Raw genomic sequence first — 23278 nt, 5'->3', positions numbered from 1 at the left:
ATACGACCAGGAGTGACGGAGGACAAGACGTCACGAGCCGGGCAGGTGCCGGCCGGCGCCACGCGCGCCGAATCCCGGGTGCCGGATCCGGTCGGCCTGCAGGGCCAGACCCCCGGCCAGTTGGAGCCGGGTGACCGTCGGTCGGACAGAAACAGGAGGAAGACGTGTCCGAGCAGGAACCGAGCCCGCGGGCGCGCTCGGCGGTCGAGCCTGTGGCGGACGCGGGCTCCCCTGGCCGAAGGCAGCGCGATGATGCTTTTCTCGCGTTGCCGGAGGCCCGGATCTCCGGGCCGGCACGGAGCCGAGGGCAGCGCGCCGATCCTCTTTCCGTGCCTGGGGCCCTCGCGGGGGCTGGGCCACCGGCTGGATCCCGGCTCCGGGAGCCGATGGKGGCGGCCCAGGAGCCGGAGGAGCAGATCTGGCGGTCGGAGGAGCAACTCTGGGGACCGGGCGGGCAGGCCGGGGAGGATCGGGCCCATGTGGAGGCCGGCACGGATCCGTCCAAGGGTCGGGTGAGCGGCCCAGCCGACGGTGCTGGCCCGCGGCCCCAGCCGATCGGTGGAGACGGCCGGGGCAACGCGGACAACACAGGTAACACGATCAGGACGGATAAAACAGGTATAACGGACAACACGGACAGTGTGGACGGCGAGTTGGAGCGGCTGCGCCGGTGGCGTGCCGAACGACGTGCGGCGCACGCGCTGACGGCTGATCCACGATGGGCCCGGCCGCCCGGTTACCGCGGACCGGACGCCGGTGGCCGGGACACCAGTGGCGCACCACCGGCGCCCGGGTCCCTGTCGTGGGCGCGCCCCGCCGCGGGTAACGCCGCGAACGGCCCGGGTAAAGCCGGGCCACCGGACGGCGGCGCCGAGCCGGGCTTCCTGTGGGGCGCTCCGGTCGGCGCCCGTCCGGGGGAGACGGGTGGGGGGCCGGCGGGCTACACGGGCGGTACGGGCGCCACGGCAGGTGACCCCGCACATGCCGGGGAGCGGCTGGTGGGGCTGCTCGGGGGCCTGCTCGTGCTCGTCGCCGGTGCCACGGCCATCGTCGGTTCGGTCATGACCTGGGCGACCATCACCGCCTTCGACATCATGGAGCTCCCGCTGCGGGGGACCGAGGCCGGCCGGTACTACGGCGGGACGACAGCGCTGCTCGGTGTCCTGGCGGTCGTTCTCGGCGGGATGCTCACCGGCCGTGACCGAAATGGCTGGCGGTGGATACTCACCGCCGCGATCGGCCTGACGATCATTCTGATCGCTGTGATCGACATGATTCGGCTGCTGCGCGTCGACCAGTTGGGCGGCATCGAGCTGGACCTCTCGGTCGAGCTGGGGCCGGGTCTGTGGATCACGCTGCTGAGCGGGCTGTTCACCGTCACCGRCGCGCTGCTGGCCCGGTTTCTGCCCGTCAGGCCGAGGGAAGCCCGTGGTGGGCCCGGCGGCCTCGGCGGGAGAGACAGCTGATCGTGGGTGAGGTGCCCCGGCGCGGGCGGCGCCGGTGCGCTCACGCGGCCGGTTCGGCCACGATCCTGTCCACTATGTGCTCGGCGATGGCCAGGGAAGCGGTGGCCGCCGGTGACGGCGCGTTCCGCACGTGCACGATCTTCCCGCGTATCGACAGCACGAAGTCGTCCACCAGGGCGCCGTCGCGCGCGACCGCCTGCGCCCGGACACCGGAGGGCCCCCGGACCACGTCGGCGGCCTGCAGCTGTGGGACGTACCGGCGGGCCTCGGCGATGAACGCGTGCCGGCTCGCCGTGCGCAGGATCTCCCGGGCCCCGGTCCGCCAGTGCCGGCGCGCCATCGTCCGGAAGCCCGGCCAGGCGAGCGTCTGACGCAGTTCGGAGCCTCGCACGRTCAGCCCGGTGTAGCCCTCGCGGGCGGTCGCGAGGACCGCGTTCGGGCCGACCARCACGTTCCCGTCCACCCTTCTGGTCAGATGGATGCCGAGGAACGGGTATCGCGGATCCGGCACCGGGTAGATCAGCCCGCGCACGAGGCCGCGGCGCTCCGGTCGCAGCAGCCAGTAGTCGCCGCGGAACGGGACGATCTGTGGTGAGGGATCCTCGCCGGTGAGCGCGGCGACCTGGTCGGACTGCAGGCCGGCGCAGGCGACGAGCAGGTCGAACGGCCCGGCCATCGTGGACACGGCCGCGACCGTGCCACCGGCCCGGGACGCGGTCGCGTGCGTGCCGTTGGGCGGCACCCGGATGTTCCCCCGAACCCGCAGGCCCAGGTGGACGCCGTCGGGACGCTCCTCGACGGCGACGACCTCGCTGCCGGTACGCACCGTGCCGCCGGCGTCCTGGACGCTGTCACGCAGCCGGCGGGCCACCGCCCGGTAGTCGACGATCGCGGTCGTGGGGGAGTGCAGTGCGGCCACCCCGCGGGCGTGCGGTTCGTAGCGGCGCAGGTCGTGCCCGTCCAGCATGGTGGTGTCCGGGACGCCGTTGGCCTGTGCCCGGCGCGCGATGTCGGTGAGCCTGCCCAGCTCGCTGTCGTCGACCGCGACCACGACCTTGCCGCACTCGTCGTAGCGGATGCCGTGCGTGGCGCAGTACTCCCTGAGCAGCACCACGCCTCGTCGGCACAGGGTCGCCTTCAGGGATCCCGGTTGGTAGTACAGCCCGGCGTGGACGACTCCGCTGTTGTGCCCGCTCTGGTGGCGGGCGACGTCATGCTCCTTCTCGAAGAGCGTCACCGTGGCAGCGGGATCGACCTGCTGGATCCGCCGGGCCACCGCGAGCCCGAGAATGCCGCCGCCGATCACCGCAACCCGACCCGCCACGCGCCCGCTCCTGGTTCCTTGGAYGCCATGGGTTTCCGTGCGCGCAGGGAGCGCAGGAAGAACTATGGTCGCGTACCCGTCCGCCGGCGATGTTACGGGGCTGCCGGGCGCGCGGCGCAAAAGATGATCCTTTGCYTTTCTCTCTTCCCTCGTCGTTCCCCGCCGCTTCGGCTGTCCCGGCACGGATGACGGGCGGACGAAGCGGACGAAGCGGGCGGACAGCGGGGACGGCCGGCGGACGATCGGGGAGTCGGCCGGGGAATCAGCCGAAGAAGTGGCCTGGCGGGTAGGCCCGGTCGGTGCGCGAGCGCGGCCTGCCGCGCAGGGCGTCGGTCAGCGTCCGGGCGGTGTTGACCAGCGGGACGTGGCTGAACGCCTGCGGGAAGTTGCCGACCAGCCGGCCGAGGGCGGGGTCGTACTCCTCCGCCAGCAACCCCACGTCGTTACGCAGCGCAAGCAGCCGCTCGAACAGTTCCTGGGCCTCGCGCACCCGTCCCGACAGGGCGTAGTTGTCGGCGAGCCAGAAGGTGCAGGCGAGGAAGGCGCCCTCACCGGCGGGCAGGCCGTCGACCGCGCCGTCCTCCGCGGTCGGGTAGCGCAGCACGAACCCGTCCTGGACGAGTTCGCGTTCGATGGCGGCGACCGTGCCGACCGCGCGCGGATCCGTCGCCGGCAGGAAGCCGACGAGCGGGATGTTCAGCAGGGCCGCGTCCAGTTCGGTGGAGCCGTAGAACTGGGTGAAGGTGTTGCGGGCGGGGTCGAAACCGCGGGCACAGACCTCGTTGTGGATCTCGGTCCGCAGCGCCGTCCAGCGGTCCAGCGGGCCGGGCAGCCCCCACTCGGTGATGCCCTTGACGGCCCGGTCGACCGCCACCCAGGCCATCACCTTGGAGTGGACGAAGTCCCGGCGCGGCCCGCGGACCTCCCAGATGCCCTCGTCGGGCTTGCGCCACCCGGTCTCCAGGAACTCCATCAGCTTGCTCTGCAACGCCCACGAGTCGTCATGGCCGTCGACGTCGGTGGCCATCCGGGCGACGTGCAGCGCGTCGAGCACCTCGCCGTAGACGTCCAGTTGGAACTGGTCGACGGCGCCGTTGCCGACCCGGACGGGAGCGGAGCCCTCGTAGCCGGGCAGCCACGGTACCTCGTACTCGGGCAGCCGGCGCTCGCCGCCGACGCCGTACATGATCTGGACCTGTGAGGGGTCGCCCGCCACCGCCCGCAGCAGCCACTCCCGCCAGGCCGTGGCCTCGCTGGTGAACCCGGCGTCGAGCAGGGCGAGCAGGGTGATGGTGGCGTCCCGCAGCCAGCAGTAGCGGTAGTCCCAGTTGCGGACCCCGCCGATCATCTCCGGCAGGGAGGTTGTGACCGCCGCGACGATGCCGCCGGTCGGCGCGTACGTCAGCGCCTTGAGGGTGATCAGGGACCGGCGGACGGCGTCCTGCCACTGGCCGTCGTAGGTGCAGCCGGCCATCCAGTCCGCCCACCACGACTCGGTCAGGTCGATCGCCCGGCGGACGTCGATGCGGGCATGGGTCGGACGGTGCGAGGGGCACCAGGTCAGCGAGAACGGCACGGACTGCCCGGCGGAGACCGTGAACTGYGAGTAGGTGGCCATGTCGTGGCCCTCCATCGGCGCGGTCGTGCGCAGGGTGACCGCGTCGGGGCCGGCGACCGYGACCACCGTGTGGTCGTCGAAACGGCGCACCCACGGGACGATCGAGCCGTAGTCGAAGCGGATGCGGGTCTCGCTGCGCATCCGGACCGTGCCCTCGATGCCCTCGACGAGCCGCAGCACGAGGTGCTCGCCGGAGCGCGGGTACATCGCGTCGACGATCCGTACGGTCCCGCTCGTCGTGGTCATGTYGGTTTCGAGGACGAGGGTGTCGCCGCGGTATCGTCTGCTCACCGCGAGTACCGGATCGACCGGCGCGATCCTCCAGCGGCCGGAGTTCTCGTCACCGAGCAGGGCGGCAAAACACGCGGGCGAGTCGAAGCGGGGCAGGCACAACCRGTCGATCGAACCGTCCCTGGAGACCAGCGCGGCCGAATGTGTGTCGCCGATCAGCGCGTAGTCCTCAATGCGGGAGGGCACGGTCTCTCCGGAGTTTCTCGGGGCCCTCCGCCACCACGAACACAGACGATCACCAGGGACGCCGTCACGCGATGCCCCTGGCCCCCCGTGATCGAAACGCATTGGGCCGGCTTGGATTCAGGTCTGGACGTGGTTCTGAACGTGGTTCTGGGTGTGACATGGATCGCACGTGTCGGTCGGCACGAGCGGGAAGACCGCTTACCCTACGACCTCGCTCACGGCGCTAGGTTGGGGGTAGGTCCGGTCGCGATGGTCGGATTGCGGACACCGATCGCCGTGCGCCGGCCGGCGCCGTGCCGATCGGTGTCAGGCTGGCCGCAACCGTTGTGGCAGGCCGCTACCGCGCCCGAAGGAAGGCCCGTGACCTCGCAGGACGTACCGGACGAAGTGTTGGGCGAGCCAGCGCCGACCAGGCCGACCGCGGCGACACGAGTAGGTGATCGCCGCCCGCCGCGGCCGGCCGCGGCGCGGGCCCTGGCCACGGCGCGCCGGACCCTGACAGATCGGCATAACCGGCGTTGGGTGGTGTTGGGTGCGCTTGCGCTGGCCGGCCTGATTGCCTTCGGCATCTACGTCACGGTAGCCGGGCCCTCACCACGCGTCGAGGCGGTGGTCTACTTCACTCCGACCGCGACCGATGCCCAGAAGGACGCCGTCCGGGCCGCATGCCCCACCAGCGGTGGGGCGGTACAGGAGCCGCCCGACCACAACAGCGTGCGCAGCAGCCGGGTCTATCCGTTGCGCTACAACATCACGTTTGCCTCGCCGGCCGACAAGGCCGCTGTCTACCGGTGCGTACACGCCCAGTCGAACGTCATCGGCATAAGCGAGTTCACCCAGGGCCAGTAGGCCACCTCACCTGGCCCGCCGTCGGCCGAAGGCGTAGGTGGTTCCAGTTGTCCTGACAGCGTTTTCCACCTACGCGTCCGCGCGCTGTAGGTGGTTTCCGGTGTGGGGATGACGTTTTCCACCTACGAGTGCCGGGTCAGGGCCGCGGGCGACGGCTGTCGCCGGCGGGTTTCTCGGTGCGAGAAGGGCAGGGCGTGGGCGCTGGTCCGTCGGGGCGCCGCAACGGGCTGAACACAGCAGGTCGAGCGCAACCAGTTGAGAACAGACGGGCCGAAGACGGACGGGCCGAAGACAGACGGGCCGAAGAGGACGCCCGGTTCGGGGATTTGCCGGTCCGGTGGCGGCTATTCCTCGGTGGAGGAGGTCGGGGGCGCGCCAGGAGGAGCGGAGGTGGATGAGGAGGCGGCGGAGACGCGCCTGTGGTGTTCCTCCTCCTTGAGATCGAGCAGTTCGGCCGGGGTCGGCTCGCCGGCGTCACGGGCCTGTTTGGCCTGYCACAGGCTGAACAGAATGGTGGAAAGGATCACCAGACCGCCGAAGACCACACTGCCGCCCGTCCACGGTGAGGAGAAGGGCAGCGTCTCCACGACGATCCAGAGGATGCCTGCCGCGATCATCCCGAGCCCGAACAGGATCGTGAACGCCGATGACCACACGCTCGCGGCCGCCTGGTCGGCAAGGTCGGCGGCCCTGCGCCGGGCCTGCTCGAACTGCCGGCGGGCCCACTCGTACTCCAGGCTCAGGACGAAGAACCCCAGCGCGATGACGAGGAAGCCCGGCCCGGGCAGGGCGAGCAGGGCCACGCCCAACCCCAGCACGGCCACGCCGACCGCGCTCACCACGATCCGGCGGATGATGCGAGCACTCCTGTTCAGCACCGCGGCCCCGCCTCCCGGTAAATCCTCGTGAACCCTCGTGGGCCGCTGCCCGGCCCACACGCCCGGCCGTGGATGCGCTGGACGCTCTCGTCACGGTATCCGGGGAATGCTTCTGCCGGCCGCCAACTGGTTGACCGTCCGTCCGGCGAGCCCTCCGGGCCGGCCGGACGGCTCGGGGCTTGTCAGCCCGGGCTACCGGGCCGTTGGGTATGTTTAGATAACGAGAGGGTCGATGCGTCAGAAGCGGACCCGCAGTTCTGGTCACGGCAGTTCTGGTTGCGCAGTTCTGGTCAGCGATCTGATCGCTGAGCGGCTCCGGGCATCAAGTGGTTCCGGGCATCGGGCAGTTCGGATCACCGAGTTCTGATCATTGGGATTTCGATCTTTTGTGGGTTCGGCGTCCACGTCGGGTTCACCGGAGGGGTCGCAGTGGACGTGGAGGAGACCACGCTCCCGGGCATCGGGTTGCGCCACGATTTCCGCACCCGCAGTGGACGGCGGGTCGGTGTGGTGTCACATCATGGCGGTCGGCGTGAGCTGGTGATCTACGACACCGACGACATGGACACCTGTAGTGAGTCAATCCCGCTGACCGCGGAGGAGAGCGACGCCTTGGCAGAACTGCTGGGTGCCCCGCACATCGTCGAGCGGCTGAACAACCTCGGCAAGGCCTTCGCGGGCATCGTCGGGGAGCAGATCAAAATTACTCCCGGTTCCCCCTACGACGGGCAGCCGCTGGGGGAGACCCATGCGCGGACGAGGACCGGAGCGTCAATTGTCGCTGTCGTTCGAGACCAGCAGGTGATCGCTTCCCCGCGCCCGGACTTCGGTTTCGTTGCCGGTGACGTCGTCGTGGTGGTTGGTACGCCGGAGAACACGGCTGCCGTTGCCGAACTGTTCCGMGTCGGTTGATAGCGATCTTGGCCGCTGGCGCGGCGCTACCAAGGAGCACTGACACGGCACTGGCGGAGAGCCGCCCGTGGACATAGCCGCGACCTTCCTCGAACTGGGCGCGGTCCTGTTCACCCTCGGGCTGCTCGGCCACTGTGCCACCATCGTGGGTATCTCCCCGATCCCGTTCTACCTGCTGGGGGGGCTCGCCTTCGGGCACGGAGGGCTGTTCCCGCTGGGTGCCAGCGAGGAGTTCATCGAGGTCGGCGCCGAGATCGGGGTCGTCCTGCTGCTGCTGACGCTCGGCCTGGAGTACACGGCGCAGGAGCTGATCGACGGCCTGCGCCGGCAGGCGCCCACGGGCGCGCTCGACCTGACGCTCAACGCCCTGCCCGGCGTGGCCGCCGCGTTCCTGCTCGGCTGGGGCCCGCTGGCCGCGGTCGTCCTGGGCGGGGTCACCRCCATCTCGTCCTCCGGGATCATCGCCAAGGTCCTCACCGATCTGGGGCGGGTCGGTAACCGTGAGACACCCGTGGTGCTGTCCGTGCTGGTCCTCGAGGACCTCGCCATGGCGGTGTACCTGCCCATCCTCACCGCGCTGCTGGCCCACCAGACACTCGCCCAGGGGTCGGTCACGCTGCTGGTCGCGCTGGCCGCGCTGGTCTGCGTCCTGGTCCTGGCGTTGCGGTACGGCCGGCAGGTCAGCCGGCTGGTCCACAACCCGAACGCGGATCCCAACAGCGAGATCCTGCTGTTGCGGCTGATGGGGCTGGCTCTGCTCGTGGCCGGCGCCGCCCAGCAGGTCCGGGTGTCCGCCGCGGTCGGGGCGTTCCTGGTCGGCATCGCCGTGTCGGGGCCGGTGGCCGAGGGCGCGCGGGAGGTGCTCACGCCGCTGCGGGATCTCTTCGCCGCGGTGTTCTTCGTCTTCTTCGGCCTGCAGACGGAGCCCAGCGAGATCCCCCCGGTGTTCCTTCCCGCTCTGCTGCTGGCGCTCGCCGGGGTGGCGACGAAGGTGTTCACCGGCTGGTGGGCGGCGCGCAAGGCCGGGATCGGCACGATGGGCCGCTACCGGGCCGGGGCCGCACTGGTCGCGCGGGGCGAGTTCTCGATCGTCATCGCGGGTCTGGCGGTCGTGGCCGACGTGGAGCCGAAGCTTGGCGCGTTCGCCGCCTGCTATGTGCTGATCATGGCGATTGTCGGCCCGCTGGCCGCTCGGGTCGTCGAACCGATCGTCCGCAAGATCACCAGGCGCTCGCGCAGGAAAACCGTGACGAGCCTGTCAGCATGACGATCCTGCCGGGCGGCTGAACCAGCCAGGACGGCGCCGCCCGGCCGGCGCGCCGCACCCGCCGGTGTCGAGCGTTGGCCGTACCGCCCCGACGGCCGCCGGGGTCGGGGAAGCTCCTCCGGCAGATCCACCATCGGGCAGAAACGTCATGACCAGGAAATCCGTGGCCCGCTGTGCCAGGATGGCGGCACTGGCCAACAGCGCCCAACGCGTCAACGCATCAACACGTCACCGCTTGAACCGCTCAACAGGTGTGCCGGGAAGTCTGGTCGGCGTCCAACGTCGGCTTCCCCTGGAAGGACCTCCCGCTGGTGCGCACCCGATCGGTGGTTGACGGGCAGTCCGCGGTCACGGGACGTGTCAGCCAGGCGCTGGCCGCCCGTGGCGCGTTCGCGGAGTTCCTGCGCCGGGAGACCACCGGCGGGTTCCTGCTGCTGGCCGCCACCGCGCTCGCCCTGCTGTGGGCCAACCTCGCCGACGGCAGCTACCACGACGTGTGGCGGGCAGATCTGGGCTTCGGCCCGTCCTGGCTGCATCTGACGCACCTGACCGCTGGGGCCTGGGTGGCGGACGGGCTGCTCGCGGTGTTCTTCTTCGTCGCCGGTCTCGAGCTCAAACGCGAACTGGTCATCGGGGAGCTGGCGGGTCGCCGGGCCGCCGTGCTGCCGGTCGCCGCCGCCGTCGGTGGCATGATCGTTCCCGCGCTGGTGTTCCTCGCGGTCAGCCGGGGCGCGCCCGCGGCGGCCGTCGGCTGGGCGATTCCCGTCGCCACCGACATCGCCTTCGCGCTCGGCGTGCTGTCCCTGGCGGGGGCGAAGGTGCCCACCTCGCTGCGGGTGCTGCTGCTCAGCCTCGCCGTCGTCGACGACCTCGGCGGCATCGTCCTGATCGCCGTCCTGTTCACCCGGGGGCTTGAGCCGCTCTGGCTGGTGGCGGCCGTCGCGCTGGCGGCCGGGTACGCCTTCGCGCAGTGGCGGCGCTGGCGCTCCCCGCTGCTGTACGTGCCGCTGGCGCTGGCGCTGTGGGTGTGCCTGCACGCCTCCGGGGTGCACGCGACCGTCGCCGGCATCGTGCTCGCCCTGCTCACCCGGGTGCGTCCCGATCCGGGTGAGCAGGCCACACCCGCGCTGCGCCTGGAGCATCGGCTGCACCCGCTCTCGGCCGGTCTCGTGGTCCCGCTGTTCGCGCTCGCCGAGACCGGGGTGCCGGTGACGGGGGCGGCGCTGCTCGCCGTTGCCAGGGATCCGGTTGCTCAGGGGGTGGTTGCCGGGCTCGTCGTCGGCAAGGCCGCCGGCATCATCGGCGGGGCGTGGCTGGCGGTGCGGGCCGGGGTGGCGCGGCTGCCGGCTGGCCTTGGCTGGCGCGCGGTGACGCCGGTCGGGGTGCTCGGCGGCATCGGCTTCACGGTGAGCCTGCTGATGTCCCGGCTCGCCCTCGACGACGCCGCTGCCCAGCAGCGCGCGGCCACCGCCGTGCTCGTCGCGTCGACGCTCGCCGGCGTGCTCGCGATGATCGTCCTGCGGTTGTCCGGGGCCGGCCGGGCGCGGGCGACATGACTGTGGCCTGGTCGCTGTGCCCCGGCTGCTGTGGCCTGGTCGCTGTGGCCTGGCTGTCGTGGCCTGGACGATGGGCCGGGCCGGCATGCTCGGGCCGGCATGCTCGGGCCGGCATGTTCGGGCTGGTGCGCCGGTGGACGCTTTTCCAGGTGTGCCAGAAGTGTGCCAGGTGTGCTGGCCGGCGCGCTYTTGTCGGTGCGCCGGCACCCTGAGGGGGGTTGCTTTGTCGGTGTGCCGCCTCGCCAGCCCCGGCCGATGTTTGGCAGGATGCGGGCCTGTGAGCGGACTCCTCGCAGGTAAGCGCATCCTTGTCACCGGCGTTCTGACGGACGCGTCCATTGCTTTCGGCGTTGCCCGTATCGCGCAGGAACAGGGCGCGACCGTGGTGCTCAGCGGTTTCGGCCGGGGCCTGTCACTGACCAGGCGGATCGCCCGGCGGCTGCCCACCGAGGCCGCCGTGATCGAACTGGACGTGACCGACGAAACGCATCTGGGCACGCTGTCCGACCGGGTTCTCGAGCACACCGACGGTCTGGACGGCGTCCTGCACGCGATTGGTTTCGCGCCCGAGTCGGTGCTCGGCGGAAAGCCCTTCGTGGACGCCCCCTGGCCGGAGGTGGCGACCGCGGTGCAGATCTCGACCTGGTCGCTGGCCTCGCTGTGTCGGGCGACACTGCCGCTGTTCGGCGAACGCGCCTCGATCGTGGGGCTCGACTTCGACGCGAGCGTGGCCTGGCCCTCCTACGACTGGATGGGGGTGGCCAAGGCCGGCCTGGAGTCGGCCACCCGGTATCTCGCCCGTGATCTCGGGCCGCGCGGGGTGCGGGTCAACCTTGTCGCCGCGGGGCCGCTGCGTACCATGGCGGCCAAGAGCATCCCTGGTTTCGAGCGGTTCGAGGGCGTCTGGGACGAGCGCGCGCCGCTCGGCTGGAACATCCAGGACACCGAGCCGACGGCCCGGGCCTGCGTGGCGCTGCTGTCGGACTGGTTCCCCGCCACCACCGGAGAGATCATTCACGTGGACGGCGGCGTGCACGCGATCGGGACCTGACACGCCGCCGTCAGGACCTCACGGGCCTTTCGACGCGGACGAGCGGGCGCCTGGCGCCCGCTCCTTTCATCACCTTGAGTAGCCCTGCGGAGCAGCCTTACGCCGGGTAGCTTTCGATCTCGTCCAGCAGGTCGAGGGCCGCGCCGACGATCGTCGCCACGTCGACCGGCACCACCATGCCCGCGCCGAGGGCGGAGACGGGATCGCCGTGGACACCGGCGAGGAATCCCAGGGTGCGTGGGTCTCCGTCGGTCACGGTGACCAGCGGGCCGCGCCGGTCGGCGGGGAAGAGCTCGTCGAGGATCGATGTGTCGCCCGGCAGCAGGCCACGGCGTGCCTGCAGAGCGCGCCAGACCAGGTCGGGGGAGGTCAGGCAGACGACGGCGACACCGCGGCCCAGCCCCGCGCCGAGCTCGTCGGCGGCGGCGAGAACGTCGGCCACGACGCAGCCGGCCCCGACCAGGGTCACCGCCGGCCCGAGCCCACCGCCGGATCCGCTGCCGGGCCCGGCGCCGGCTCCACCGGTGGCGTTGGCGCTGGTCACGCCGTCACGCAGCCGGTAGCCGCCCGCAAGCACCCCGGCGCGTCGCCGGGCCCGCCCCTCGGCGTCGGCGGGTATCCCGGCCAGCGACTGCTCGATCGGGCGTGTCGAGACCCGCAGCAGCGCCGATCGGCCGCCCGGCCGGCCGAGCCGGTCGATCGCGTCCAGCGCACACCAGGCGAGGTCCTGGGCGAAGGCAGGTTCCCAGCAGACCGTGCCGGGCGCCGCCCTGGCGGGGCCGGCCGGCAGGGCCGAGCCGCCGACGGCGATGGTGCCCGTGGAGCCGGCGATGGCGCTGGTGGATTCGGAAAGGCGGATGGTCCTGGCGGGCCCGGCGGTACCGCCGCCGACCGGGCTCGGGCGGTCGGCGGCTCCGATGGCTCCGATGGCTCCGATGGCTCCGATGGGGCTGGCACCGCCGGTTGCTCCGGCGTGGCTGGCACCGCCGGCGGGGTTCATGGTGGTGGCGGGGTTGACGGTGGCGGTGGGCCTTCCCGGGTCGGTGACGACGACGAGAACGGACTGCGCGTCGCCGTCCGGGCCGGCGCACCAGTGCGGCAGGACCCGGCCGGCGCTGGTGCCGCTGGTCACGCCGATCGGGCGCAGGGGGTGGCCGAGTCGCTGCCAGGTCCGGCCCAGCCCGTCGAGCAGCCCTGCCAGCACGCCCGGCGGCACCGGTTCGGCCAGCTGCCCGCCGGCCTGCCCGTGCGCCGGCCCGGACGGCTGCCCAGGCGTGGGAGCCTGGGAGACCGACCATGTGCCGACGGCGTCCCGCCACCCGGCCAACGCCGTGGTGGCTTCCGTGGTGGTGGCGGTGACGATGCCGGCGGCGGCCCGCGGACGGCCGTCGGCGAGGTCACGCATGACGCTGCCGAAGGTGGCCAGCGTGCTGACCCGGCCGAGATAGGAGCGGCCCAGGTCGGGCGGGATTCGCGCAGGCTCCGTCCGCGCGGCCGGCTTCGGCGCCAGACGGCGTCGGACGGTGCGCGCGAGGCGCGCGCCGGCGCTGCCCGCGGGCAGCCCGGCCCATTCGTCGACACGGCCGGCGCCGCCCGTCCCCGCCGCCTCCGCCGCTGTCCCATCGGGGTCCGTGGTTCTTTCGCGTGTCCCGTCGGTCCCGTCCGCCTCTTCTGGCCGGGCTGATCCGTCCGACCTGCCGGGTTCTCCCACCCGGTCCGCGGCGGCCTCGTCGACGTGCACGAACAGGACGGTGGGCCGGTGCGGGTCGACCTCGTCGAAGGCGTCCACGAGCAGGGGCAGGTCGTTGCCGCCGACATCACGCAGAGCAGCAGCGATCTCGTCGTCGGACAGTTCGTCGAGTAGCCGGGTGATGCCGGCCCCGGACGCCCCGGGCCCGGCGAGGCGCCGGCGCAGCTCCGCTCCGGGCGAGCGCAACAGCTCCTGGAACTCGGCACAGCCCATCCCGTCGAGCCGCCGGCGCAGCGCCTGCCCGCCCGGCCTGCCGAACAGGGCGGACAGCGTCCGCCCGTGGCCGACGGTGAGCACCTGCCAGTCGGCGGCGGCGAAGAGGCGTGCCTGGTCGGTGACACCCGCCTCGGCGGCGATCGTCGCATCCGGATGAGCGCGGACCGTGACGACCCACAGCAGCTCGCCCAGGCGGCGGACCCGCGGATCGGTGACGGGTTCCCACACGGTGCCGTCGAACAGTTCGGTGTGGTCAAGCAGGCAGATCTGCCGTCCGGGCGTCCCCGCGGCGGCCGGCGCGGCGACGTCGGGATGCTCACCGGTATCAGTCGAGGTGGCGGCGCCAGCATGCCCGATGATCTCGGCCGGTGCGGGATGGCCGGTGGCATACCGCGTGGCAAGGGCGTCCCAGGCCGTCACCGCCGGTCCGGAGCGTGGGGCCACGATCACGCCAACCAGGCCTGGCGGCAACGGCAGGTGCCCTGCCTCTACCGAGGCTTCGGGAGCGGGCCGCGACTGCGGTCCGAACGGGCTGTCCGAACCGGGGTCGTGGCGAGCGAGCAGCCGATGGACGGCCTCCAGCAGCGGGAACGCGGCCGGGGGCACCCGGAGCTGGTCACCCGCACGCAGCGCGTCGAACCACAGAACGGTGATCAGACTTGCCAGGGCACGCGTGGTTGCACGCAGAGTGCCAACGGTATCGCCGCCGCCGCCGGCGACGGCCGGCCCGCCGTGCGGCGCCGCGTCCTCGATGTCGTCGATCAGCGCGGTGGCCAGGCCGCGCAGCCGTCGCTCGATCTCGATGAGGGCCGGCAGGTCGAGGGGCTCGACAGCGGCGGAGACGGAAGCGGAGGCGGTGGGCGAGGCGTTGTCGGCGGGCGCGGGCGTGACCGGTGAGCCCGCCGCAGGACCGGTCGCGGAGCCGGTCACGGGGCCGGTCACGGACGCCTGCGGTGTCCGGAGCCGTCCGTGCACGGTGTCATGGGTTTCACCCGGCGCAAGCAACCTGGCCTCCGTCGACACGAACTGTCCAATATCCGGACGATGAGCCCTTGTCAAAGGTTGTGCTCCAGCGATTCCGCCTCGTCCCCCACCTGGCCAAAGGCCGCGCGATCATGTTTGTGCGCGGCCGGCGGCCTGGGGGCCGGGTGTGGGGCCAAAGGCCGCGCGATCATGTTTGTGCGCGGCTTTCTGCCGGGCCGAGTTCGGGGAACCCGGTCCAGCGGGGGCGGACGAGCCGGATCCCTGGGCGGCGGTGGGCCCGGATCCGCCGGCTGCCGGGCGAGTTTCCGCCATGTACTCGATTTCTTCGACTTTTCCTTGATTTTTCTTCATTTCCCTGGTGCGGCGGTGAGTTCGGCCAGGCGGCTGCGCAGCGCGGATTCGGGTAGCCCGCTGATTTCAACGATCTTCGTCCGGCTGGTGGCGCCCCTGACCAGCACGACTTCGCGACGGCGCACGCCGAAGGCCGTTGCCAGCGCGCGCAACGCCGATTCGGTCGCCTGCCCGTCCACCGCCGGCGCGGTCACCCGGACGACGAGGGGCGTGGCGGCATCCGGCGGGCTGCCGCTGGTGGGGTCGTCCGCCGCGGTGGGGTCCTCTGCCGGGGACTCGCCTGAGGCGCCAGCTCCGGAGGCGGGGGAGCTGCCGCCGACCGAGGTCCGGGCCGAGCGGGGGGAGACTCTGATCGTCAGGCGCACCGTTGCATCGTCCCGCGAAGCGTCCGGACGGGTGATCGGACCCGGGTGGTCCGACCCCGTCCAGCCCAGGTGATCTTCGGTGGCCCACTGGGGGGCGACCGGTGGAACGGGCGGCCCGGAGCTGTCCGGCCAGGTGGTCCAGAGGTGATCGCGGGCTGGGCGCCGCGGGCGCTTTGGACGCGCTGGGAATTCGGCGTGTCACTTTCGGTGAAAAGCATGGAGCGTGCGATAGGGCAGCTAGCATCGACCCCATGGTGGACGGTGAAGGACGGGTAGCGCTTGTTACCGGTGGTAATCGAGGGATTGGCGCCGCGGTCGCGGCCGCGCTGGCCGCGGGTGGTGACCGGGTAGCGGTCGCCAGCCGCGGCGGCGACGCGCCGGACGGGATGTACGGCGTCCGTCTGGACGTCACCAGCGCGGAAGGCGTCGACAAGGCGTTCACCGAGGTGGAGGCGGAGCTCGGGCCGGTCGAGGTGCTGGTGTCCAACGCCGGGATCGCCCGGGACACGCTTCTTCTCACCATGGCTGAGGACGCGTTCCAGGAGGTCCTCGACACCAACCTGCTGGGCGCGTACCGGGTGGCCAAGCGCGCGGCGCGGCCCATGCTGCGCCTGCGGCGCGGGCGGCTGATCTTCATTTCGTCGGTCTCGGCGTTGATCGGTTCCCCGGGGCAGTCGAACTATGCCGCGTCCAAGGCCGGTCTGATCKGCTTCTCCCGTTCCCTCGCCCGGGAGCTCGCCCCCCGGGGCATCACCGCCAACGTGGTGGCTCCCGGCCCGATCCGCACGGACATGATCGACGCGCTCACCGACGCCCAGCAGAACAACCTGCTCAACCAGGTGCCGATCGGGCGGATAGGCGAGCCAGCGGACGTAGCCGCCCTGGTGACCTTCCTGGCCTCCCCCCAGGCCTCCTACATCACCGGCGCCGTGATTCCCGTCGACGGCGGCCTGAGCATGGGGCTCTAGACCGCCGCGAACCATCGCGAACGACCGCCGGACCGCCGCACGGGCGCGCGAACGGAGCGCCGACGTGACCTCCGAGCTCGTTCACCGTGTTCCCGACGTCACGCCTTCCGCTCGCGGCCTCGGCTCGCCCGCCAGGCCAGGCCGGCGAGCCGAGGCGTATGAGGCTTCGGGTGTGTTGCGTTCTGGGTTCGTGTCGGGGGCAGGGTGCGTCGTGTCCCGGTCGCGGGGGACGATGACGGACGTGTCGAGTGACAGCCGGACCACGATCATTCCCGCGATCATGCCCAGGAGTATGCCCAGGACCATGACCGCGGCCGGCCGGACCGAACCGGTGGACGTCGACGCGTTGCTGCTGGTCTCCTTCGGCGGCCCGGAGGCGCCGTCCGACGTCATGCCGTTCCTGCGCAACGTCACCCACGGGCGGGGCGTGCCGGACGAGCGGCTGGCCCAGGTCGCCGAACAGTACCGCCGTCTCGGCGGCCGCAGCCCGATCAACGACCAGAACCGGGCGCTGCTGGCCGCGCTGCGGGCCGAACTCGCGCCGCTGCCGGTCTACTGGGGCAACCGCAACTGGTCACCGTTCCTCGTCGACGCGCTCAGAGCGATGCGGCGGGACGGCGCCCGCCGGGCTGCCTGCTTCGTGACGTCCGCCTTCGCCTCCTACTCCGGCTGCCGCCAGTATCGCGAGGACCTTGCGCGGGCGCGGGCCCAGCTCGGCCCGGACGCGCCGGAACTGATCAAACTGAGGCAGTACTTCGACCATCCCGGTTTCATCCTGCCCATGGTCGACCATGTCGTCGACGAACTGGCCACGATCCCCGCCGCGTCGCTGGCGCGGACCAGGCTGGTCTTCGTCGCCCACTCGATCCCGCTCACACAGTCGGCGGACAGCGGCCCGGACGGGGACGCCTACCCCCGGCAGTTGGCCGCCGCCGCCGCGGTGATCGTTGAGCGGGTGGCGCTGTGCACCGGCCGCCGTCACTCGCACGACCTGGTCTACGCCAGCCGCAGCGGCCCGCCGAGCGTGCCGTGGCTGGTGCCGGACGTCGGCGACCATCTGGCGGCGCTCGGCTCCGCCGGGCGGACCCAGGCGGTCGTGGTGGTGCCGATCGGTTTCGTCAGCGACCACATGGAGGTCATCCACGATCTCGACGTGATGGCGGCGGAGCGGGCCCGGGCGGTCGGGCTGAGCTTCCGTCGGGCGTCCACGGTGGGTGCCGACCCCCGGTTCGTCACCATGGTCCGGGAGCTTCTCGACGAGCGCAGGTACGGGCACCGCCCCCGGGCGGCGCTGAGCCCGCTGGGCCCAGGCCACGACGTGTGCCCGCTGTGGTGCTGCGCCCCGGGAGGGCCGGGCCGCCGGCTGCCGGCCGCCGCCGGCGTCCCCGCGGACGAGCGGCCCGGCCAGGACACCGCCGGCCATCGGCCCGATACCCCTGACAGCGATGCCCCTGACGGGACTGCCCCTGGCGGGGATGCTCCTGGCGGGGATGCTCCTGGCAGCGGGCCCGCGCCGCCGGAGACATCCGATGGTGCCCACCGCGACATCTGTGACGTCCACGACGTGGGCGGTGGCGCTACGGTTCACAATGATGTCCATAAGGTTGGACGTCCATGATGTCGTCGGGGACGAATCTCCGGGGATAAAACGTTCACGACGTAGCAGGTTCACGACGTAGCAAGGTTCATACAGCAGCTTCATGACGGGGAAGACGGCCAGGCCCCGTGGGTGACGCCGGCATGCCGGGCGTCGACCGGGGGAACCGGTGGGTGGCCGCAGCCGCGGCCCGGCCACCCACCGGTACAACGGACCGCCAGGAGGGACGAGGTGTATCAGCGGCAACGGCACGTGTTCGACTCACCAGACCGTTTCGTGGTCGGAACCGTCGGCCAGYCCGGTGAACGTGACTTCTACCTACAGGCCAGCTCGCGTGGGCAGGTTGTGACTGTCGGCCTGGAGAAAGCCGAGGTCAGCGCTCTAGCCGAAGGACTCACGACGCTGCTCGGCCAGGTCCGCCGGACGGCCGGAGGTGAGCTGCCGGAGTCCCACGACGTCGACGTCGATCTCGCGCCGTTGGAGGCGCCGTTCGAGGAGGACTTCCATCTTGGCAGGCTCACGGTGTCCTGGGACGGCAAACGGGTGCTTGTCGAGGCCGCCGGGCTCGCGGGGGGCGGGGTGCGCAGGCCCGACGCGGACGCCGAGCTCGACACACTCGAGGTCTCTCTGTCGCTGGACCAGACGAAGGCGTTCGTCCAGCGCGCCCGCAGCATCGTCGCGGCCGGCCGTCCCTCGTGTGTGCTCTGCGGCCGCCCGGACGGGCCGTCCGGGCACTTCTGCCCGCGCCTGAACTGATCCCCGGCCCCGGCTCTGCCCGTAGGCAGGGGCTCCGCGCGCTGGGCCCCCGCCGGGCGGTAGCGCGCGGGCGGACGGGTGAACGCTCCCGGGCGGGGAGTGCTCACCGGGCCACGCTCCCTGATCGACACCCTGATCGACATCCTGATCGACGCCCCGATCGGCATCCGTGCCGGGACGGCGTGCCGCCGGGCGGGGGAGAAGCGTTCGTCCGGTCCGCCTCCGCTCCCTGCCCGAACGGCTCCCTGCCCGAACGGCGTCCTACGGGGTGGGGGAGAAACGCTACCGGGCGAGGGACTGGGAGGGGTCGAAGGCGTTGTAGGCCGATTCGCAGGCCCGGCGGACCGCCGCGGACAGCCCGCGCAGCGTGGTCGAACGGCGTTCGATCTCCTCGGCGGTGACCGCCGCCCCGTCGTCACGGGCGGCCAGGTTGATCAGACCGGCGATCCGGCCCGCCCGGGCCAGCAGCGCGTGCGCGGGCGGTGGATAGCCCGGGGGGAGCAGGAGCGTCGGCTCGTCCTCGTGGCGTTCGCGCAGCGCGGCGAGGGTGTCCGGGTCGACCTTGGCCCGGTCGAGATGCAGCAGCGCGGCCGTTGCCGTCCGGATGGCGTCGTTGAGCTCGTGCTCGGCTGCGCGCAGCGGGGACGGCGGGGGCGGGAGACGATGGCCCGTCGCCGAACGCCAGTGCACCGACTCCAGGCCGCCCTCGACGACCGGCCCGTGCGCGGTCACGGACGGTATCAGCACCAGCGGTGRCACCGGGCCCAGTACGACCACCGCCTCACCGGCGGCCAGGGCCTCCTGGTTGACCTCCGCCGGTCCGGGCAGACCGCTGACGTCACCGGGCACGGGCAGGACGAGCCGCAGCCGGCGCGCGCCGCTGGTCCGCAGCTGGCCGAGACCGAGCGCGAGCCCTTCGCCGTTGATGGTGTGGGGGGYGCCGGGCCCACCAGAACCCACGAGGATTCGGGTGATCGCCTCATCGGTGCTGACGAGCCCGGCAAGCCACGCGTTACCCCATCCGGTGAGTGCCCCTGAGCGAGGTGAGGCAGCTTGGCCGCAAATCACGATGCCTACGGTAAGGAATGATTGCCATGTCCTGCGACGGTCCTCATCGGAGATTGCTGGGGGTCACACCCAGTCGACGGTTGGCAACCGGTCGACCGTCGCGGGCGGGCTCGTCGCCGCGCCGGCGGGTGCCGTGGCCGGGCCGATGGGCACCGGCGAGGCGGCCGCGCGCGTCCGGGCCGGCTTCGGCCATCGGGCATGGCGCCGCGTCAGGCGACGCGCCCGTGATGACCATCGGTGACTCTGATAATGCTTATAGTGCCGGTGCTGCCGGTGCTGCCGGTGCTGCCGGTGCTGCCGGTGCTGCCGGTGCTGCCGGTGCTGCCGGTGCTGCCGGTGCTGCCGGTGCTGGTGCGTCTGGCTCGGTGGTCCGTCGCGGTGCGCCGGGCCAGACGGCGCAACGGCGCGGCCGGGCGGGCGAGCAGCCACGGCACGCCCACCGACGCCATCCAGCGGGCGTGAGCGAGCCGGCCGGGTGTGGTGGGCGGCCCCACCACCGGCAGGACCGGCAGCGGCACGCCGGCGTCCCGCAACGCCTCGGCGAAGGCACGGGCCATCAGCTGATGGCCCCGCGGCCCCGGATGCACCCGGTCGACGTCGAAGGTCGACAGCCGGTAGGCCTCGGGATGGCGGGCCAGATCGACGACCAGGACCCCCGGGTCGCCCGCGGCGGCGGCGTCCACCGCCGCGTTGAGCTGCCCGATCCGGATGGTGAGCAGACGGCGCGCGGGCGCGGGCAGGCGGAGCAGGCGCCCGGGGTCGTGCAGCCGGGCCATCAGCACCAGGACGCCGGCCGCGCGCAGGTCCCGGACGCTCCACACCAGGTTGCGCCGCAGGCGTAACGGGTCGAACCCCGGGGAGAGCAGGTCGTTCATGCCGGCGATGAGGCTTGCGATCTGTGGGCGCAGCGCGAGGGCCACCGGCAGCTGGGTTTCGCGGACGTCCCGACTGGTCGCCCCGGTGGTCGCGAGGTTGGCGAACCGGACCTGCCCGGCCGGGGCCAGGCAGGCGGCGAGCGTGGCGGCCCAGCCGCGTCCGGCCAGCTCCCGCGCCGCGTGGGCCCGCCGGTAGCGGCCCATGCTCACACCGTCGCCCAGCCCGGCCGTGATGCTGTCGCCGAGCGCGACGAAGCAGGTCGCCGTGCCGGAACAGGCGGTCGTGGCCGGACATGCGGTCGTGGTGTCGCGGTGGGCTGCCGTGACGCGCGTCGCGATGCCCGTGACACGCCCGGGTGGACGGCCGTGGTGATCGTGTTCTGTGACGGCGCGCGTCGCGATGCCCGTGGCGCCGACCGCCGTGTCGTTCGCCGTGCCGGCGATCGCGCCGGTGCCTACGTCGGTGATCGCGCCGGCCGTCGTGTCGTTCATCGTGGTGTCCGCGGCGCGGTCAGGCGGCGCGGCCGGCGCCGCGGTCACGTCCGTCCGCGGGCCGCGGCCGCGCGGGGTGCTGGCCGTGACGGCCGTCGGCCGGGCCCAGCCCGTGGGCGGCGAGGAAGCCATCGACGGTGACACGCCACGGGAACTGCTCCGCGCGGGCCCGGGCCGCCTGCCGGCGGGTGAACGGGTCGCGGGCGAGCAGATCCTCCACGCCGTCGGCGAAGGTCCAGCCGCTGCCCGCGGCCACGACCCCGGCGCCGGGCACGACAAGCTCCGCCAGGGCGCTGCCGTGGTGGACCACGACCGGGGTCGCGCTGGCCATCGACTCCAGCGCGGCCAGCCCGAACGTCTCCACCGGGCCGGGGGCGAGGAGCACGTCCGCGGTCGCCAGCAGGGCCGCGAGCCGGTCACGGTCCGCGACGAAGCCAAGAAAGATCACCGGGAGGCCGGCGGCACGCCGGGTCAGGCGCCCCCGGATCGGGCCGTCCCCGGCGATCACCAGCCGGGCGGGGACGCCGCGGCGGACCAGCTCCGCCAGAGCGTCCACGGCGGTGTCGCCCCGCTTCTCCGGCGACAGCCGACTGGCGTGCACCAGCAGCACCTCGCTGTCACGGGCGAAGGCCCGCCGCAGCGAGGTGTCGTAACGGTCGGGACGGAAGCGGTCGAGGTCGACGCCCAGGGGGATCCGGCACAGGTTGGTGGCGCCGACGCGACGGAACTCCTCGCCCGCCCACGCGGTGGTGGTGACCACCGTGTCGAACGACCGCGCGAGCGCGGCGTTGGAGCGGTCGGCGGCGGCCCGCACCGGCAGCACCCCGCGCAGCGGGCGGGGCGTCCACAGGTTCAGCAGCCGGTCGAGGCGTTCGTGGCTGACCACGACAGATCCCACCCCGGCCCGGCGGGCCCACCGGCCGAGCGGGCGCAGGGTCGCCCGGTCGTGGACCTCGACACGGTCGGGCGCCTCGGCCGCCAGCAGCCGGATGACCCGCCACGGCTCGGTCAGCACCCGGTAGTCGGTGCCGGGCACCAGCGGCGCCCGCATGGTGATCACGGTTGCGTCCGGGGTGTGGCGGACGCCGTCGCGTTCCCCGGGAACGATCTGGACGACGTCGTGCCCGGCCGCGGTGTACCCGGCGGCGAGGTGCCGCAGCGTCGTGCGGATGCCACCGGAGCGCGGCGCGACGAAGTTGGCCGCCTGGACGATCTTCACCGGGTGCTCCCGTCCTCGTCATGACATGTCCCGGCCCGGTCGGCACTGCGGTGGCAGTGCGCCGTCCGGCGGGCGAGGACAGCCCGTGACCGCAGGGCGACACCGCTGGTGTGCCCCGTCCTCAGGCCGCGAACGTCCTGGTAGTGACCGATCAGTTCGTCCCCGATGGCGCTCCACCCGCAGCCGCTGACGGACTGGCGGGCGGCGAGACCCATGGCCGTCCGCCGGCCGGTGTCGGCGACGAGGGCGGCGACGCGGTCGGCCAGCGCGGCCGGGGAGTCCGGGGTGAAGTGCAGCCCGGTGTGCCCGTCGTCGACGACGTCGAGCAGGCCGCCCGCGGCCGGCGCCACCACCGGGACACCGCTGGCCTTGGCCTCCTGGGCGGCCTGGCAGAACGTCTCGTGGGAGCCGGTGTGGACGAACACGTCCAGACTCGCGAAGATTGCCGCCAGCTCCGTCCCGGAGCGGAACCCCATAAAGGCCGCCCGGGGCAGCTTCCGTTGCAGCGCCGGCCGCAGCGGGCCGTCACCGACGACAACCAGCCGCGTCCCGGGGATGTCCTGCACGGCGTCGAGCAGGTGCACCCGTTTCTCCCGGGCGAGCCGGCCGACATAGCCGACCAGCACCTCCCCGCCGGGGGCGAGACCGCGGCGCAGCGCCGGGTCGCGGTGGCGTGGATGGAACCGCTCCAGGTCGACCCCGCGCGTCCAGCGGGCGACCCGGTGGACGCCCTGGCGCAGCAGCATGTCGACCGCGGGCCACGACGGCGCGAGCGTCCGCCCGGCAAGGCGGTGGACGGCGGCCACCCACCGCCAGATGGACCGTTCGGCCTGGGCGAGCCCGTAGCGGGCGGCGAAGCCGGCGAAGTCGGTCTGGTACACCGCCACGCTCGGCAGCCCGAGCCGCCAGGCCGCGAACGCGGACTGCGCGCCCAGCCCCGCCGGGGCCGCCAGATGCACGACGTCCGGCCGGAAGCCCGCGAGCACACCGACCAGCCGGGGCCATGGCGTCGCCACCCGGAACGCCGCATATCCTGGCAGCGGAACCGACGGCACCCGCAGCACCGGGGCACCGGCGTAGACGTCGGGGTAGGCCGCTGGCGTACGCGTCCCGGCCGCGGGCGCGATGACGAGCGCCTCGTGGCCGCGGTGCCGCAGATGCTCCAGCACCCGGCAGACCGAGTTGGTCACGCCATCGACGTGCGGCAGAAAAGATTCGGTGATCACTGCGACGCGCACG

Annotated in this window: 18 protein-coding genes; 9 read left to right on the top strand and 9 right to left on the bottom strand. The window is 72.6% G+C overall.

Annotation, left to right across the window (positions count from 1 at the left end; all coding sequences use genetic code 11):
• Nucleotides 1-641: 641 nt before the first annotated feature.
• The gene (locus BL254_RS05955) at nucleotides 642-1466 is read left to right on the top strand and encodes a hypothetical protein (protein ID WP_175648299.1); all 825 of its coding nucleotides are present in this window, start codon (nucleotides 642-644) and stop codon (nucleotides 1464-1466) included.
• 40 nt (nucleotides 1467-1506) lie between these two features.
• On the opposite strand, the gene BL254_RS05950 is transcribed toward BL254_RS05955, so the two are convergent.
• Together BL254_RS05950 and BL254_RS05945 are read right to left on the bottom strand one after the other, a co-directional pair.
• Nucleotides 1507-2790 carry an L-2-hydroxyglutarate oxidase gene (locus BL254_RS05950; RefSeq protein WP_076842738.1) on the bottom strand — a complete coding sequence of 428 codons (1284 nt, stop codon included), beginning with the start codon at nucleotides 2788-2790 and terminating at the stop codon, nucleotides 1507-1509.
• A gap of 262 nt (nucleotides 2791-3052) precedes the next feature.
• On the bottom strand, nucleotides 3053-4885 hold the full coding sequence (locus BL254_RS05945) for a glycoside hydrolase family 15 protein (RefSeq protein ID WP_076842737.1): 1833 nt from the start codon (nucleotides 4883-4885) through the stop codon (nucleotides 3053-3055).
• 525 nt (nucleotides 4886-5410) lie between these two features.
• Here BL254_RS05945 and BL254_RS05940 point away from each other — a divergent pair.
• Nucleotides 5411-5734, top strand: coding sequence for a hypothetical protein (locus BL254_RS05940; protein ID WP_338052715.1), 324 nt, complete (start codon nucleotides 5411-5413; stop codon nucleotides 5732-5734).
• Nucleotides 5735-6078: 344 nt separating this feature from the next.
• On the opposite strand, the gene BL254_RS05935 is transcribed toward BL254_RS05940, so the two are convergent.
• On the bottom strand, nucleotides 6079-6612 hold the full coding sequence (locus BL254_RS05935; RefSeq protein ID WP_076842736.1) for a PGPGW domain-containing protein: 534 nt from the start codon (nucleotides 6610-6612) through the stop codon (nucleotides 6079-6081).
• A 429-nt stretch (nucleotides 6613-7041) separates the two neighbouring features.
• On the opposite strand from BL254_RS05935, the gene BL254_RS05930 reads away from it, so the two are divergent.
• The 4 genes from BL254_RS05930 (at nucleotide 7042) to fabI (ending at nucleotide 11398) form a co-directional block, all read left to right on the top strand.
• Nucleotides 7042-7524, top strand: coding sequence for a cation:proton antiporter regulatory subunit (locus BL254_RS05930; RefSeq protein WP_047222644.1), 483 nt, complete (start codon nucleotides 7042-7044; stop codon nucleotides 7522-7524).
• A gap of 67 nt (nucleotides 7525-7591) precedes the next feature.
• On the top strand, nucleotides 7592-8791 hold the full coding sequence (locus BL254_RS05925; RefSeq protein ID WP_076842735.1) for a cation:proton antiporter: 1200 nt from the start codon (nucleotides 7592-7594) through the stop codon (nucleotides 8789-8791).
• Between the two features lie 311 nt (nucleotides 8792-9102).
• Nucleotides 9103-10347 (top strand): Na+/H+ antiporter NhaA, encoded by a 1245-nt coding sequence (nhaA, locus tag BL254_RS05920; RefSeq protein WP_254857838.1) that lies wholly within the window; start codon nucleotides 9103-9105, stop codon nucleotides 10345-10347.
• A gap of 277 nt (nucleotides 10348-10624) precedes the next feature.
• Entirely contained in the window at nucleotides 10625-11398 is a 774-nt protein-coding gene (gene fabI, locus BL254_RS05915) for an enoyl-ACP reductase FabI (protein ID WP_047222642.1), read from the top strand.
• Nucleotides 11399-11495: 97 nt separating this feature from the next.
• On the opposite strand, the gene BL254_RS05910 is transcribed toward fabI, so the two are convergent.
• Complete coding sequence (locus tag BL254_RS05910; RefSeq protein WP_139342200.1) at nucleotides 11496-14306, bottom strand: hypothetical protein; 2811 nt, start codon at nucleotides 14304-14306, stop codon at nucleotides 11496-11498.
• A 389-nt stretch (nucleotides 14307-14695) separates the two neighbouring features.
• Complete coding sequence (locus tag BL254_RS05905; protein WP_076842733.1) at nucleotides 14696-15064, bottom strand: DUF167 domain-containing protein; 369 nt, start codon at nucleotides 15062-15064, stop codon at nucleotides 14696-14698.
• A gap of 251 nt (nucleotides 15065-15315) precedes the next feature.
• On the opposite strand from BL254_RS05905, the gene fabG reads away from it, so the two are divergent.
• From fabG to BL254_RS05890, 3 genes are all read left to right on the top strand, one after another.
• On the top strand, nucleotides 15316-16032 hold the full coding sequence (gene fabG, locus BL254_RS05900) for a 3-oxoacyl-ACP reductase FabG (RefSeq protein ID WP_076842732.1): 717 nt from the start codon (nucleotides 15316-15318) through the stop codon (nucleotides 16030-16032).
• A 304-nt stretch (nucleotides 16033-16336) separates the two neighbouring features.
• Nucleotides 16337-17650 carry a ferrochelatase gene (locus BL254_RS05895; RefSeq protein WP_254857867.1) on the top strand — a complete coding sequence of 438 codons (1314 nt, stop codon included), beginning with the start codon at nucleotides 16337-16339 and terminating at the stop codon, nucleotides 17648-17650.
• 210 nt (nucleotides 17651-17860) lie between these two features.
• On the top strand, nucleotides 17861-18385 hold the full coding sequence (locus BL254_RS05890; RefSeq protein WP_139342199.1) for a DUF3090 family protein: 525 nt from the start codon (nucleotides 17861-17863) through the stop codon (nucleotides 18383-18385).
• A gap of 282 nt (nucleotides 18386-18667) precedes the next feature.
• Here BL254_RS05890 and BL254_RS05885 read toward each other — a convergent pair whose 3' ends face one another.
• The 4 genes from BL254_RS05885 to BL254_RS05870 form a co-directional block, all read right to left on the bottom strand.
• The gene (locus BL254_RS05885; RefSeq protein WP_076842730.1) at nucleotides 18668-19453 is read right to left on the bottom strand and encodes a hypothetical protein; all 786 of its coding nucleotides are present in this window, start codon (nucleotides 19451-19453) and stop codon (nucleotides 18668-18670) included.
• Between the two features lie 209 nt (nucleotides 19454-19662).
• Nucleotides 19663-20820 (bottom strand): SGNH/GDSL hydrolase family protein, encoded by a 1158-nt coding sequence (locus BL254_RS05880; RefSeq protein WP_083730890.1) that lies wholly within the window; start codon nucleotides 20818-20820, stop codon nucleotides 19663-19665.
• Between the two features lie 19 nt (nucleotides 20821-20839).
• Nucleotides 20840-22039, bottom strand: coding sequence for a glycosyltransferase (locus BL254_RS05875; protein ID WP_076842728.1), 1200 nt, complete (start codon nucleotides 22037-22039; stop codon nucleotides 20840-20842).
• On the bottom strand, nucleotides 22036-23277 hold the full coding sequence (locus BL254_RS05870; protein WP_052914501.1) for a glycosyltransferase family 1 protein: 1242 nt from the start codon (nucleotides 23275-23277) through the stop codon (nucleotides 22036-22038). Before BL254_RS05870 ends, BL254_RS05875 begins: the two co-directional genes overlap by 4 nt.
• Nucleotide 23278: the final 1 nt, after the last annotated feature.

Source organism: Protofrankia sp. BMG5.30, assembly GCF_001983005.1.
Taxonomy (GTDB): Bacteria; Actinomycetota; Actinomycetes; order Frankiales; family Frankiaceae; genus Protofrankia; species Protofrankia coriariae.
This window is presented reverse-complemented; position numbering and strand designations above follow the sequence as displayed.